The organism is Leisingera sp. ABD4_442, assembly GCF_056160905.1.
On record NZ_JBSWYB010000005.1, the window covers coordinates 14,146 to 27,479 of the forward strand.

Annotated in this window: 13 protein-coding genes and 2 pseudogenes; 7 read left to right on the top strand and 8 right to left on the bottom strand. The window is 56.0% G+C overall.

Annotated features, from left to right (window positions below; translation table 11 throughout):
* Positions 1-7 precede the first annotated feature (7 nt).
* Positions 8-232, top strand: a complete 225-nt coding sequence (locus ACXAHG_RS05880; RefSeq protein WP_475056374.1) for a hypothetical protein — start codon at positions 8-10, stop codon at positions 230-232.
* Between the two features lie 264 nt (positions 233-496).
* Here ACXAHG_RS05880 and ACXAHG_RS05885 read toward each other — a convergent pair.
* A pseudogene (locus ACXAHG_RS05885) lies at positions 497-1,063 on the bottom strand (IS5 family transposase).
* Between ACXAHG_RS05885 and ACXAHG_RS05890 the strand changes: the two are divergent.
* Positions 1,049-1,570 (top strand): annotated as a pseudogene (locus tag ACXAHG_RS05890) (IS3 family transposase); the annotation flags it as partial. The pseudogenes ACXAHG_RS05885 and ACXAHG_RS05890 sit on opposite strands and share 15 nt — an antisense overlap.
* Before the next feature lie 86 nt (positions 1,571-1,656).
* Here the strand turns inward: ACXAHG_RS05890 and ACXAHG_RS05895 are convergent.
* Both ACXAHG_RS05895 and ACXAHG_RS05900 read right to left on the bottom strand, forming a co-directional pair.
* Positions 1,657-2,172 (bottom strand): RES family NAD+ phosphorylase, encoded by a 516-nt coding sequence (locus tag ACXAHG_RS05895; protein WP_475056375.1) that lies wholly within the window; start codon positions 2,170-2,172, stop codon positions 1,657-1,659.
* Positions 2,173-2,174: 2 nt separating this feature from the next.
* Positions 2,175-2,525, bottom strand: coding sequence for an MbcA/ParS/Xre antitoxin family protein (locus tag ACXAHG_RS05900; RefSeq protein ID WP_475056376.1), 351 nt, complete (start codon positions 2,523-2,525; stop codon positions 2,175-2,177).
* A 157-nt stretch (positions 2,526-2,682) separates the two neighbouring features.
* Here ACXAHG_RS05900 and ACXAHG_RS05905 point away from each other — a divergent pair, with 157 nt between their 5' ends.
* Positions 2,683-3,240 carry a TA system antitoxin ParD family protein gene (locus tag ACXAHG_RS05905; RefSeq protein ID WP_475056378.1) on the top strand — a complete coding sequence of 186 codons (558 nt, stop codon included), beginning with the start codon at positions 2,683-2,685 and terminating at the stop codon, positions 3,238-3,240.
* A gap of 93 nt (positions 3,241-3,333) precedes the next feature.
* On the opposite strand, the gene ACXAHG_RS05910 is transcribed toward ACXAHG_RS05905, so the two are convergent.
* The 3 genes from ACXAHG_RS05910 to ACXAHG_RS05920 all read right to left on the bottom strand — a co-directional run bounded on the left by ACXAHG_RS05910 (position 3,334) and on the right by ACXAHG_RS05920 (position 4,813).
* Positions 3,334-3,528 carry an MbcA/ParS/Xre antitoxin family protein gene (locus ACXAHG_RS05910; RefSeq protein WP_475056380.1) on the bottom strand — a complete coding sequence of 65 codons (195 nt, stop codon included), beginning with the start codon at positions 3,526-3,528 and terminating at the stop codon, positions 3,334-3,336.
* Complete coding sequence (locus ACXAHG_RS05915) at positions 3,518-3,859, bottom strand: hypothetical protein (RefSeq protein WP_475056381.1); 342 nt, start codon at positions 3,857-3,859, stop codon at positions 3,518-3,520. Before ACXAHG_RS05915 ends, ACXAHG_RS05910 begins: the two co-directional genes overlap by 11 nt.
* Positions 3,860-4,267: 408 nt before the next feature.
* Positions 4,268-4,813: a glutathione S-transferase family protein gene (locus ACXAHG_RS05920; protein WP_475056383.1), complete on the bottom strand. Its 546-nt coding sequence runs from the start codon at positions 4,811-4,813 to the stop codon at positions 4,268-4,270.
* On the opposite strand from ACXAHG_RS05920, the gene ACXAHG_RS05925 reads away from it, so the two are divergent.
* Positions 4,802-5,977 carry an MBL fold metallo-hydrolase gene (locus ACXAHG_RS05925; protein WP_475056384.1) on the top strand — a complete coding sequence of 392 codons (1,176 nt, stop codon included), beginning with the start codon at positions 4,802-4,804 and terminating at the stop codon, positions 5,975-5,977. The genes ACXAHG_RS05920 and ACXAHG_RS05925 overlap by 12 nt on opposite strands.
* A gap of 112 nt (positions 5,978-6,089) precedes the next feature.
* Here ACXAHG_RS05925 and ACXAHG_RS05930 read toward each other — a convergent pair whose 3' ends face one another.
* The gene (locus ACXAHG_RS05930) at positions 6,090-6,998 is read right to left on the bottom strand and encodes a LysR family transcriptional regulator (RefSeq protein WP_475056386.1); all 909 of its coding nucleotides are present in this window, start codon (positions 6,996-6,998) and stop codon (positions 6,090-6,092) included.
* 106 nt (positions 6,999-7,104) lie between these two features.
* Here ACXAHG_RS05930 and ACXAHG_RS05935 point away from each other — a divergent pair, with 106 nt between their 5' ends.
* From ACXAHG_RS05935 to ACXAHG_RS05945, 3 genes are all read left to right on the top strand, one after another.
* Entirely contained in the window at positions 7,105-8,628 is a 1,524-nt protein-coding gene (locus tag ACXAHG_RS05935) for a sulfatase-like hydrolase/transferase (protein ID WP_475056387.1), read from the top strand.
* A 47-nt stretch (positions 8,629-8,675) separates the two neighbouring features.
* Positions 8,676-10,340, top strand: coding sequence for an ABC transporter substrate-binding protein (locus ACXAHG_RS05940; protein ID WP_475056389.1), 1,665 nt, complete (start codon positions 8,676-8,678; stop codon positions 10,338-10,340).
* A gap of 103 nt (positions 10,341-10,443) precedes the next feature.
* Positions 10,444-11,835, top strand: a complete 1,392-nt coding sequence (locus tag ACXAHG_RS05945; protein WP_475056390.1) for an amidase — start codon at positions 10,444-10,446, stop codon at positions 11,833-11,835.
* A 48-nt stretch (positions 11,836-11,883) separates the two neighbouring features.
* Here ACXAHG_RS05945 and ACXAHG_RS05950 read toward each other — a convergent pair whose 3' ends face one another.
* Entirely contained in the window at positions 11,884-13,134 is a 1,251-nt protein-coding gene (locus ACXAHG_RS05950; RefSeq protein ID WP_475056509.1) for a hypothetical protein, read from the bottom strand.
* Between the last annotated feature and the right edge of the window lie 200 nt (positions 13,135-13,334).

A 13,334-nucleotide genomic window follows, 5' to 3' on the forward strand; every position in this document is an offset into this window, starting at 1 on the left:
TTGGCCTATGGAGAGCTGGCTGGTTACAGTTGATGATACGATCACTGATGCGGAAGCGTTCAAGCACCTCGTTGCTGCCGGTGCTACGCTGGACGCAGAAATCGAAGTGATACCCTTCGATAAAAAGGAGCGGGCGATTACAGTTTTTGCCACTGCGCCCGTTGCCTCAAATTTGATCAGCTTCAAATGGGTGTGCGGTGTGTTTCCAAACTCAGAAATGCGAGCTTACTGAGCGTTCCTTTCACCTCGCCTGCTAGCCTCCCTATCCTGCTTCGGTGAAAGCCGCCGTGTCCTGACCGCTTTGCAGCACCAGCTGCGGCCTTTAAGGGCAGACAAAGACCCGTCTGGCGTGGCCGGCAAGCGTCAACCCAATGGAGTCGGCCTACGCTGACGGGTTAACGTGACCGTCCGGCAAAAGCGCTCTGGTGCTACACTGCTATCGGGCATTGTTGCAGAACTCCCTCTTGAGGCCTGACTACCCCTTTCCCCTCCGAACTTAGGCGACGCGGATGATCTCAGCGGTGCCGAATGCGTTGAAGCGGTTGATGAGTGCGATGCGGATATGGATCTCGGCGGTTTGGCGGTCGGGGTCTCTTGCGGCAATGCGCTCGCCGAATGCCTTTAAGCAGCGCATCTTTGCCTCGATCCGGCTTCGGACGTGGTATCCTGTCCAGCGCTTCCAGAAGGCTCGACCATAGTGTCGGGTGGCTCGCAGAGTTTTGTTTCTGACCTGCGCAGCCGGACAATCTTCTTTCCACAACCGACCATTCTTGCGGATCGGGATGATCGGGGCCGCGTCGTGTTCGAGGATCGCGGCATGGCAGCGTCACGTGTCATAGGCACCATCGGCGATCACGGTGCCGATGTCTTCGTCCTCGGGGAACTGACCCAACAAGTCCGGTAAGACCGGGCTGTCGCCGTCGCGGCTGGGGGTGAATTCGACGGCACGGATGTCAGACGTGGCAGCGTCCATCGCAAGATGAACCTTGCGCCATTGGCGCCGCCCCTGAGCGGGCTGTTGCTGAGCTGGCGAGCCAGTTTGGCGTTCATGGCGGTCCCGCAGGGGCCGAACCAGCGGTGGTCGCTGGACTTCGTGTCCGACACGCTGTCAGACGGGCGCCGGTTCCGTATTTTGTGTGTGATCGACGACTTCAGCCGGGAATGCCTGGCCACTGTCGTGGATACATCGCTGTCGGGCCTGCGGGTCGCCAGGGAACTGGACAGGATCGCCGATCTGCGTGGCTATCCCTGCTTGGTGGTGTCCGACAACGGCACCGAACTGACCAGCAACGCGATCCTGAAATGGCAGCAGGACCGGCAGGTCGAATGGCACTACATCGCGCCCGGCAAACCGATGCAGAACGGCTTCGTGGAGAGCTTCAATGGCCGCCTTCGGGATGAGTGCCTGAACGAGCACTTGTTTGCGAGCCTGCGCCATGCCCGTAACCTGATCCACGCCTGGCGCGACGACTACAATCACCACCGCCCGCATTCGAGCCTCGACGGGCTCACCCCGCGGGAGTATCACCAACGGTCAAGAGAGGACCAAACCCTGAACAGAGCTAACTGAAAAACGCGGACTCTAAGGGGAGCACGTCACCACCTCAACCACACTGGTCATCTACACCACCACAGTTCAGGTATCGCTCATAAAGCTCAACGACTGGCAGGTGGGTCTGGCAGGCGCCTGTTGTTATCAACAACCTTGATCATTTCTGGAGGCGTGTCGCCCCATCGCCATAACACGACGTTAATATCAAGATCTGTCGGTGCCCTGGCGAAGCTTTGCACGCGAATTCCCACGAAACCTTTTGCGATCAATTGATCGGCAACCTTGTGAGAATCGGGAATTCCGCCACCCAGCATTTCATCCATCCAGTTCGGACACTCAAGATGACGGAACTCGATCCCATGTTTTGCAAGTAGCGTGGGGTCGGTTGCATCAAACACAGGTCCGCAATCAACTTGATATTCACAGATGGTGATTGGTTCCATTGGTCGCCCCAACGGACTAGCCTCCCGAATAGCCGTCAAAACGTTCTCGGCCATATAAAGAGCTGGGACGCCAATTTTATTGAAGCGCCCGCCATTGATGCGAGCACCCTCTCCAGACACAGGATCCCAGGACCAATAAGGGTTATGTGCTCTAAATAGCGGGCCTTTATGCTGCATGCTCAGGCGTAGCCACCAGCCGCGACGTGATCCAAGTAGCGTCGAACACGGTCGGCCTTACCCTGCCGAATGAGCTCTTCTGCTGTTTGTCCACCGAAACCAATAATCGGTTCTGATCGCATCCAGGCATAGGCAGCCAAAGGGGAGCCGGTAAACCTCTCGACACGGTTTAGGATTTCTACCATCTCACGCAGTCGCGTCTGTACTCGAGCAGACTTTAGGCGATCTTTTCGGGCAAAAGCATCGCGGGACAATCCAATAGTGGCTGCAATTTCAGATTGCGTTGTGCGCAACATGCTTGCCATCTTCTCAGGTGCGAAGATCTTGTCATCGATGAATTCGGCGAGTTCCATAACGCCTCCTGCCACGCAAAATGACATTAAATACTGTCATTATGTGCGATGTCAAGAGGTGCTGCATGGAACACACCTACCAAACATCACCAAGAGTACGACCTAAGAACCGCCTTCTTTCGCCCACCCGGGGTTCTGTTCTGAAAGGGGCCTGATGATGATCTTGAAAGTGAAGCCCAAATGCTACAGCCTTGAGTTTGCAATCTTCGATGGCAGTGCGGAGCTTCGCTACGCCAGCGGCAACACCGCAGACGGCAACCCTGCCTCGCCAGCCCAGCCGTGCCACCCGCGGGGCGACGTCCAGACTTTGACTCCAAGGTGGCATGTCGTTACCCATTTATCAGTTCAGGAGGCGAACATGGTTCAGTCCGTGAAACTTTCCGATGACATCATGGCCTTGGTCCGCCGTGAAGCACAACTGAGTGGACGCTCATTGGCTGGTCAGATTACCCACTGGCTGAAAATTGGCCGGGCAGTCGAGCGCTCCAGTAGTTTCGACTACGCCCGCATCTCCACCGTGCTCGAAGGCAATCATACCTCCACACGACCGCATGATGAGGAGGAAAATACGTGGCTGGATACATTCACCGAAAAGATGGGGCATCCGACGAAAGCTGAAGAGGATTTCTTTAGCCGACGCCAATCACTTGGCCGCGGAGTTGGCCTCGATGCTGGAGGCAATCTCGTCTACGCCAAGCATGGCACTGCCGATTGAGGCCGTGCCTTACCTTGCATGGGGACGCTTGTCGGCCTGGATTAATTGCCTCTTGGAAGGCGGAGCCATCCTAGCTCATAGCAGCCGTACTGTTCACATGGTCCAATCTCCGTGTTCCAATTCGCGAAGGTAGCGGGCAACGCGAAACACCCCACCACTGTTACAGAGATCAATCGGCCGTCTGCCATCGAATGCGTGATGCTTCTTTATCAGCCAGCTTCGGGCGTACTTGGGGCTTTCGGACCAAGCCACGATCATCTTGATGATTACGCGTTCTTCAGCTGTCATCGCGCCCACTCCCAGAGTGTCCACGCTTTAAACGAGTCATTGATTTCTCAATGTAATTCACGCGGGCACGCAGCATGGAGGTCGCATCATCGACACCAAAAGGGCGATCTGCATTCAAGGAGCGATGATGTAGAGACAGCTCAGCTTCGAGCCAGTCTAATGCGGTTTCTGCCAGCTTGCGATGCTCCTTACTCGACGCCTCATACCGGATGTCCGGAAACAAGCGTGACCAGATAAAGCCACCTGGATCTGAATGTGTCTCCCGTAATCGAGAGCCAATCTCCTTCAAGAGCTCGCGAGCCGTCGCGCTTCTCAAACCGTCTCGTGACATACCTCTTTCCTCCAATGAATCTTGGTGGAAACGTCGGGATTTGCACCCGAGGGTACACTCTGATCTGGAGCTACTGGGGGTATAAGGCCCGTCCCGCACTACGCCGCTTCCGCTGTCTGGAATTCAGATCAGGCGGATATTCGATGCAGCGTATAGAAGGTATAGGACATGCCCTCATCGTAAGCAAAGTTGGTTGTCTTGGTCAATCACTGCAGGCGCTCAGGTAAACTGACCGGGCACCTGTCCAACTACGAAACCGCCCAGAGAGCGTCTCGTGATCGGAACATCGCCCCCCCGACATCGCAAGCTTCGCAGGGTCGATCAGAAATTCGGCACCTCGCCCAGACGGCAAGCTTATCTGATCAAAGCAGTTGTTCTGCTGAGCCAGAGCAATGCCCCTAAGACCGCTTAGCGCGCAAATTCAGGGTGCCCGTAGGCTTCAGGATAAGGCGTTGGCTTGCTTGGGCCCATTGGCACCACGCCGTTCCAGCTGCGCCCGAAATATCCCTGTCGGCAGTGGTCAAGCGAGTTGCTTTCAGCAACGCCAGGAATTGCATACACACGGCAGAGCCAGCGCCAAACGTGCGGATAGTCGAGGATTTTTGCGCCGTTCAGCTTCATCCGCAGATAATAGACGGGATCGTGACGGTACAGCGTGGGGAATAAGCGCAGATCGGCTTCGGTAAAACGCTCTCCAGTCAGAAAAGGCCGATTATCAGAAGCAAGTTTTGTTTCCAGTGTTGAAAGTGCTTCAAAATATGCGTCGAAGGCGGTCGCATAAACAGCCTGGTCCGATGAGAACCCGGCCTTATAGGCACCATTGTTGATGGCGACATAGACTAGCTCATTCAGCGCATCGATCTCCACCCTCAGATCTGGATCGTTAGGATACAAGTTGGGCCGCTCAGCATCCAAAAGGCTGCTGCCAAGTAGCGCAGCGTGTTGATCCAGCATTCGGATGATTTCAGCGCTTTCGTTATTGACGATCCTTTTGAGTTTTTTGTCGTAGAGGATCGGGACAGACCGCTCCTCAGACCCTTCCAAACTGTAGATCTCCTTTACAAGCCGACAGCTCCGGCCTGTGGCTGTTTCACGGGTGCATTCTGGCAATGGCGCACCTGTCAAAGAAGCCGCAAGTTCCGGTGCGAACTGCCAGTGGTTAGGCCCTTCGGGATCGTCTTCGCCAGTTCTGTTGGGATAGCCGGGGCTGCCTCCGCACAGGAGCCGGTCTGGGACGGCAACAAGGTCGAACTGGAAGCTCAGGAACTAGCTGAAGGTGTTTTCGCCGTTATTCCAACCGGCGCAACTGAGATGGCTGAAAAGGGCTACCCGATTGCCACGACGGGCGGGTTTGTTATCGGGTCCGAAGGCGTTCTTGTCATCGAGTCGATGCTGAATGAACGGCTCAACAACCAGTTGTTTGAACTGATTGCGAAAGAGACTGACAAGCCTGTGAAGTTTCTGGTGAACACAAGCTTCCATGGCGACCATTCCTATGGAAACCAGTATGTCCCGGAAACCGTCGAAATCATTCAACACGAAAACGCAGCCTCCTATATCGACACTCACTTTGAAGCCGACACCGCCTTCATGATCCAAAACTTTGGTGAAGGCCGCGGCATCGAAGAGATCGTGCCCACAGATGCTGACGTGCTTGTCGGTGCAGGCAGCCGCTTGAGTGTGGATCTCGGAGATATCAGCGTAGACATCCGCGATTATGGCTTTGCCCAAACCGGTGGCGATTTGTTTGTCTCAGTTCCGGAGGCCAACGTCCTTTGGACAGGCAATGCTATTGTTGCAGAAGCGCCTGCTCTCCCATGGCTCCTGGATGGGCATCTCCTCGAAACTCATGCCACTTTGAAAACTGTCTATGAGGATTTCGATGCAGACACGAAGGTGGTCCCGGGACACGGGCCGGTCACAGATATCGCGGCCATCAAATGGAGCATCGACTATCTGGAAGCGGTTCGAGACGAAGTTCAGGCAGCAGTAGACCAGGGTCTATCCCTCGAAGAAACTGTAGCGAAAGTTCAGCTTCCGGACTTCAGCGGCTATGCTCTGTTCGGCTGGGTGCATCCGGGCCTGAATGTTCCTGCTGCCTACAATGACTTGAAGTAACGCTGCTTGTGCAAAAACGAAGGCGGGCCGAAACCGGCCCGTCTTTATCGCGTCATATACCACGGGCGGCCGTTTCCTTCCCGTCCAACTACTCGGGAGCTGTTGCTTTTACCTATGCGGGCATTTCGTCGACCCAGCGTAGTATGCGTTCCGTTTCGCTTATGAGTTCTTCTTTAAACCGGTGCGCGATCAGAGACGGTCTTGTGCCAATGGGCTCAAACAACGCGAAACGATAAGCTGGGAGATCGGCAATCGGAATGGCCGCAGACGGCTTCAACCCCGTCCAGAAATGCGCCGTGAATGCATCTGCGATGGGAAGGCCAACATCTTGTTCGCCCAGCAACAATGCCGTGATCGATAGCTCAGACGTCAAAGGGGAAAGGAACCTGTCTCCAATCTGACGCATGGACAATTCGTCGGCAATGGCCCCTTGCAGCCCAATGAGCCGTTCCTGTCGCAGGTCCTGAAGGCGAAGTGTCCTGTGCGCCCCGGCCAGTTCGTGCTCCTTTCTCAGAATGCACATGTGCGGGACCGCCCCTTCGTAGAGCAGGTTAACGCCTTCGGGAATGTCCTGGATGTTGGCAAAACCCAATTTCAGCGTACCCATGCTGGCGTATTCGGTGACCCAGCGGGACGTTTTGACATGCCAATTGACGGCAATACCGTGCTCATGAACCCCAAGCGCTTTCAAAGCCTTAGGCACGACCTCAAGTGACAAAGCGGTATTGGCGCCAAACGTCAGAGAACCACGTTCCTTGCGGGCAATTTCCTCTGCAGCCTCCTCAAGAGAGGCAAGCGCTGAATACGTGCGTTCGACTTCGATCAGAAACTCTTCTGCTTCCGGGGTCGGCTGCACGCCTTTGCTTTTCCGCGTGAACAGAGAGCAACCGAACTCTCGTTCAATATCACTTAGAATACGGCTGACGCTCGGTTGAGAAAGGTTCAGGCGGGTTGCTGCCCCGGATACCGAACCAGTCCTCATCACAGTGCGAAAGATCTCGAGTTGCTTTCGGTCAAACATCACAAACCATATTTGAGTTTCGAATATCAGTGCAAAAACATAGTATTTTTTTAAATGCAAATTTGTCGCTACCGTCTTGAGATCACGATCACAGGACGGTCCGAATATGACAAATGTTGTCCTTATCATGACTGATCAGCAGCGTGCTGACAGCCTAGGGTGCACAGGCAATCACATTGCTAAAACGCCCAATGTCGACGCTCTGGCTGAGCGCGGAGCAGTATTTCAGAACCACTACACGCCGCACCAGATTTGTTCGCCGAGCCGTGCAACACTGTTTTCCGGCCTTCTTGCCAGGAACCACGGGCTGACCCGCAACGGTGTTGCTCTGAGCGAAAACATTCCTCTCATCTCGCATGAACTAAAGGCGGCCGGATACAGAACGCACGGCGTTGGCAAGTTTCATTTCCAGCCGATCCTAGCCGGCGCTGAACACAAAATGCCAGATTCAAACGCCTTCTGGGAACTTCCCGAGAGCGCAGGATGGAACGGCCCATTTTATGGTTTTGACACCGTCGACATTTTGATCGGTGAGTCTGTCAGCGCCACAGAGGGCGGTCACTACGCCAACTGGCTAAGAAAAACCGCGCCAGAAGCAGCGGAGCTGTTCCTTCCCGAAAACGCCTTGGAACCGATGCCCGAGGATTGCGATGAGATCTGGAAGAGCGCGGTGCCGGAAGAACTGCACTACAATAGCTGGATAGCTGACCAGGCATGCAGCTTCATTGCCGGTGCCGACACGTCAAACCCCTTCTTCCTGCTTGTTTCTTTTCCCGATCCGCATCACCCGTTTTCACCGCCGGCTCCCTGGTGCGACATGTATGACCCCGCCGGCATGCCTGCGCCGGATGCACAGGTGAACGAGCTTGCACTAATGCCAAGCTATGTTTCTGAAAGCGACGGAGCAGACGGCAGCAAGAGCTACGTGGACTTTCTCCGCGATCCCGGACCGCCGCGGGAGCAGGGGTTCATGCAGACCACACACGGATTGTCCGACGCATCGCTTCGGCAGGCGATGGCTCACACTTACGGAATGGTCTCTATGATCGACAGCCGTGTGGGCCAGATCCTGCAAGCCCTTGATGACCGGGGGCTGACCGAAGACACATTGATAATCTTCACCTCCGACCATGGCGAACTGCTGGGGGATCACAATCTGATCCGGAAAGGGCCCGCACCTTACCGTCAGTTGCTGAACATCCCCATGATCATGGCTGGGCCCGGAGTGGAACCAGGACAGCGGCCCCAATTCACCAGCCATGTCGACCTCAAGGCGACGCTGCTGGAATACTTGGGCGTTGCCGGAGAGGCTGGAGATGGAGCGTCTTTTGCCAGCCTCCTGCCGGACGAGCACCACAAAACCCAAGACCACCTGATTGCGGAATACCACGCCCGCACCCGCACTGAGACCTACAATCAGACACTGATTACAGAAGAATGGCGCCTTACTCTCTACGCAAATAATCCGAGTTGGGGAGAGCTCTTCGACCGCAGCGCGGATCCCGGCGAGCACTTCAATCTCTACCACAACCCTGAATATGAACCGGTCCGGGAAGAGCTGGCACGCCAATTGCTGGATCGCTTCCCACCTGCGCCCGATGCAGGCGGACCATCTATCGCAACGTACTGAACCGCCACACACGGCGGACAAGCCAGGCTTCTAAACGGGAGGATGAAATGCCTAGTCAATCCAAACCAAAACTGCAAATCCATCCAGCTGCAAAAATGTACGCTGAGGAATTCGGCGCGGGCAAACTGAGCCGACGGGAATTCCTGGCGCGCGCCACGTCGATGGGTGTCGCTGCCGCAACCGCATATGGGATGATTGGAGCGGCCTCACCCGCCCTGGCGTCCCAGACACCAAAGGCGGGCGGCACTCTGCGTATCCAGATGAACGTGCAAGGTCTAAAGGAACCCCGGACCTATGACTGGTCGGAGATGGGGAACCTCACCCGCAGCACCTTGGAGTATCTGGTCGAATACAACAACGACGGAACCTTCCGGGGGATGCTTCTTGAAAGCTGGGAGGTGAATGACACCGCCACCGAATACACGCTCAATGTCCGGAAGGGCGTGAAGTGGCACAATGGCGATGACTTCACCGCCGAGGATGTCGCCCGTAATATCATCGGCTGGTGCGACAAGTCGGTCGAGGGCAACTCGATGGCGGGCCGCATGGCTACACTCGTAGATCCCGAGACTGGTAAAGCAATCGAGGGTGCCGTCAAAGTGGCGGACGATCACACCGTCCACCTGAGACTGCCCCGCCCGGATATCTCGATTGTGCCGGCCATGGCGGACTATCCTGCCGCAATCATTCATAAGTCCTACAAGGCGGACGATGGGCACAAGAATGTCGGAACCGGCCCTTACCTCATCGAAGAGCTGGAAGTCGGCACCAAAGCCGTGCTGGTCCGCAACTCGGGACAGGATTGGTGGGGAACAGAAGTCTATGGCGGGCCATTTCTGGACCGGATCGAATTCATCGACTACGGAACTGATCCGTCCTCCTGGCTTGCCGCAATCGAAGCTGAAGAAATCGACGTGGTCTATGAATCGCTGGGGGATTACATCGCACTGTTTGACGGCATCGGGCTGGAAAAATCCGAAGTGGTCACCGCATCGACTATTGTCATTCGCCCCAATCAGCAGGCCGAGGTAAACGGCGTAAAACCTTATGCGGACGTGCGGGTTCGCCGCGCGCTTGCGATGGCCGTGGACAATAAGGTCTGCCTGGAACTTGGGTACAATGATCAGGGGATTCCTGCAGAGAACCACCATGTTGCCCCAGTCCACCCGGAGTATGCCGAACTGCCGCCTCCCGTTTATGACCCCGAAGCAGCCCTTGCCTTGATGAAAGACGCGGGCATGGAAGACTTCGAACATGAACTCCTGTCTATTGACGACGACTGGCGCCGGAACACCACTGACGCCGTCGCTGCTCAATTGCGCGATGCAGGCATCAAGGTGAAACGCTCCGTGTTACCGGGATCCACATTCTGGAATGATTGGGCCAAGTATCCGTTCTCCTCGACGAACTGGAACCACAGGGCATTGGCGGTCCAGATTCTGGCAGTCGCCTACCGCTCGGGTGAACCCTGGAACGAATTCGGCTGGGAAAATGCTGAATTCGATGCCCTACTTGACGAGGCCCTCGCCATTGCAGACGCTGATAAGCGCCGCGCGGTTATGGCGAAAATCCAGAAACTCATCCAGGACGACGGGGTGACGATCCAGCCTTACTGGCGCTCACTGTACCGCCATGTGCGCCCGGGCGTTATCGGAGCGGGCATGCATCTCACCTACGATCTGCATCACTATAAGATGGGGTTTGCCGGCTAATACCGCCCGGTTCCCGGCTCGGGTCTTTTGCCGAGCACCCGGGCCCTAATTTTGAAGGGAGCGCCAGCCAGGTGCTCCCTTCGGGCAACAAGGACATGAACTTATGCAGGAATGGCTATTTGCTTCTGCGGTCGAAATGGCCACTGCAATAAAAAAGAAGACAATCTCTTCGCACGAACTAGTAGCCCTGCATCTAGACCGCATCTCAGCAGTGAACCCGGCGATCAATGCCGTGGTCGCCTTGTCTGCGGAACGCGCACTCAACGAAGCCCGAAGGACAGATGCACAAATTGCCCGAGGCGAGAATTCAGGACCATTGATGGGGGTTCCGGTCACGATCAAAGACTCGTTTGATACAGAAGGGATTGTCTCCACCTACGGAATACCGGCCCGGGCTGGATTTGCCCCCAGCAGAAACGCCACTGCCGTGGCCCGCCTGCGCGAAGCGGGCGCAATAGTCCTTGGCAAAACCAACACTTCCGAACTGACAGTTTACCAAGCGGCACACACCAATCCTTCGCTGTTTGGCCGTACCAACAACCCCTATGACCTGGCACGGTCACCGAGTGGCAGCAGCGGCGGCGCGGCGGCAGCGGTAGCGGCAGGATGTGCCGCTTTGGACATTGGCAGCGACACCGGCGGCAGCATTCGTGACCCGGCTCATGTTTGCGGAATTGCTGGGATCAAACCCTCTGCGGGCCTCGTGCCTCGCACTGGCCATTGCGTTTCATATGGTCTTGGGATGCTCGATACCCTGACCCAAATTGGGCCGATGGCACGCTACGTTGAAGACCTCGCTCTTGTGCTGTCCGTTATCAGTGGCCCGGATGGACACGACCCCAATGCAGTGTCGGTTTACTCGGACCTAACCGCAGAATCCGACTTAGCTGGCATCCGAGTGGCTTACTACAGCGATAGCGGTGCTCACCCGGTTTCTGTCGACACAACCAATGCTGTGACCAGCGCGGTTGCTGCTTTGCAGGATGCAAAAGCGGAAATTTTCCAGGACCGTCCTGCATGTCTTTCTAAAGCGTCCGAGCTGTTCGAGACCTTGGTGACAGCAGATGGCGGCAAGTGGAAGGCTGAACTTTCGAGCCGCGCTCTAGAAGGTCACTATTCCAATTCAATTCCTCTAAATCCTCTCCAAAACCCACCCACGGCAGACCAGAGCGAGGTCGAATTGAGCAAGCTGGTGTCGGGGTTTAAAGACGATCTGACGGCCTTCTTCAGCAGGTATGATGCACTGCTTGGTCCTGTGTCACCGCGGGCTGCGCGTTTGCATGGAGACACACCACAAGGCTATGAATTCTGGAACGAGCTAAGCACCCACAACATCAGTGGATTTCCAGCGGTAGTGGTTCCCGCAGCATACAGTCCGGATGGTCTGCCAATCGGTGTACAAATCGTGTCAGCGCCCGGCCGCGATCATGTTGCATTGGCAGTGGCAAAAGCCATCCAATCCAGGACAGGGCACATTCCAAAACCAAAAATTTAAGAACGGCTTCCTCGTACAACTCCTTGAGTTTGCCTCGGGAGCAGTAAGTCAACAAGTAGCTTCAGCAGCGAGCCTAGGCACCGCAGCAGCTAAATCTGTAAGCCTGATCAAATGCCCTCTGCTGGTAGCGCCCTCACTTTCAGCACCGCATGTTTCGATCCCGCGTTCTGCAAATTCTTGTAGGAGCTTCCGCGAAGACGATCCGCGTGCCTTCGCCAATGTCGCAACAGGCACGAACTCCCCCTGAAACTTCGCAAGGCTGTTAGGGCTGATCAGAAACCCAGCACCTCGCCCATGCGGCACAGACCGCGCTTCCAGCAATCCGAGCTTACACCAGTGGGTCACACACTGCGGCTTCCAACCGGTAATTTCCGCAACGTCGTGGGCCGTCCAGTCGAGTGAATGACGGCCTGATCTAAGCTCTCGCTTAACGTCAGCCTCCAGAAAGCGGAACTCGGCTAGGACCAGGCCAGCCTCAGCCACGACCGCTCTAATCTCTCCGGCAAAGATACCCTTAAAGAGCTTCGTCATTGCTGCACGATCTGTTGTGCGCCTTAGCGACAGGTCCTTGAAGGCGATTGTGCCCCCATCTCGGGCCTGGGCCGAGTTTCTAATGATTTCGACACTGGCATCGATGACACTGACATCAAACCCACCATCTACCAATGGGGGACGATCTTGCTTCAACACTTCCTTGATGGCACCTGCACCCTTGAGCAGGTCAAACTGGCCGCGGGAAATGCCCAAGCGATCACGGACAAACTTGCCGTCTCTAAACAACGAGCGGTTTGCCCTGATCTCCTCAACCTCAGAAACAGACACAACAGTGTGCCGGTGACCAAGCCCGCTGTTGGCCATTTTGCCCAAGACCTGCCCACTCGAGACTGCTTCCACAAGGCGTTGAGATGACACCCCGATCTGTGAAGCAGCCTCTTTCGCCGTCAGCCACTCCCGCGGCTGGGATGTGGAGAGCGCTCCCGCATAAGTACCGTCGAAGTTTTGCGCGATCACGGCGGCCACACAGTCTTTGTAGGGCTGGTAGGCAGGCTCTTTGAAGCTCATGAGCCTTTGATACCAATTGCCGAGCCTGGCAGGTGCTGAATTCAGACCCTGACCGCCGGCAGCAAGCCGTTCTTCAACATGGTCTTTGAAACCGCACGGCCAATTCTCCAGCAAGGGCGCAACATGCTTCAGGAGCGCTACCGTTTCAGCGACCGTCTTCGGAGTTGCGGTCTTGCCCTCCTTTCCCGTTCGGTTTTGCTGGAAACCAGAAGCAAGAAACTGGATAAACCTGCCCACGCTCACCGGGGCCTCTTTGGCCAAAGTGTCTGGAACGCCCTTGGTTCCTCCACTGGGGTCATGAGCAATCAACCGGGCTATGGCTATCTCGTGCGGCTCGGCCTCCTCCTGCGGAAACTTGCCTAGGCTGTGCCCGCAGGAACAAGTTTCTGAGCCGCCATTTCGTGGAGACCGGCGCTCAAAGCAAACGGGGCAACCGT

Coding starts and splice junctions, on each gene's coding strand:
- ACXAHG_RS05945 (WP_475056390.1), top strand. CDS start 10,444: ATGCAGGAATGGCTATTTGCTTCTGCGGTCGAAATGGCCACTGCAATA.
- ACXAHG_RS05880 (WP_475056374.1), top strand. CDS start 8: ATGGAGAGCTGGCTGGTTACAGTTGATGATACGATCACTGATGCGGAA.
- ACXAHG_RS05935 (WP_475056387.1), top strand. CDS start 7,105: ATGACAAATGTTGTCCTTATCATGACTGATCAGCAGCGTGCTGACAGC.
- ACXAHG_RS05905 (WP_475056378.1), top strand. CDS start 2,683: ATGATCTTGAAAGTGAAGCCCAAATGCTACAGCCTTGAGTTTGCAATC.
- ACXAHG_RS05940 (WP_475056389.1), top strand. CDS start 8,676: ATGCCTAGTCAATCCAAACCAAAACTGCAAATCCATCCAGCTGCAAAA.
- ACXAHG_RS05930 (WP_475056386.1), bottom strand. CDS start 6,998: ATGTTTGACCGAAAGCAACTCGAGATCTTTCGCACTGTGATGAGGACT.
- ACXAHG_RS05920 (WP_475056383.1), bottom strand. CDS start 4,813: ATGCTGGATCAACACGCTGCGCTACTTGGCAGCAGCCTTTTGGATGCT.
- ACXAHG_RS05895 (WP_475056375.1), bottom strand. CDS start 2,172: ATGCAGCATAAAGGCCCGCTATTTAGAGCACATAACCCTTATTGGTCC.
- ACXAHG_RS05915 (WP_475056381.1), bottom strand. CDS start 3,859: ATGTCACGAGACGGTTTGAGAAGCGCGACGGCTCGCGAGCTCTTGAAG.
- ACXAHG_RS05900 (WP_475056376.1), bottom strand. CDS start 2,525: ATGGAACTCGCCGAATTCATCGATGACAAGATCTTCGCACCTGAGAAG.
- ACXAHG_RS05910 (WP_475056380.1), bottom strand. CDS start 3,528: ATGACAGCTGAAGAACGCGTAATCATCAAGATGATCGTGGCTTGGTCC.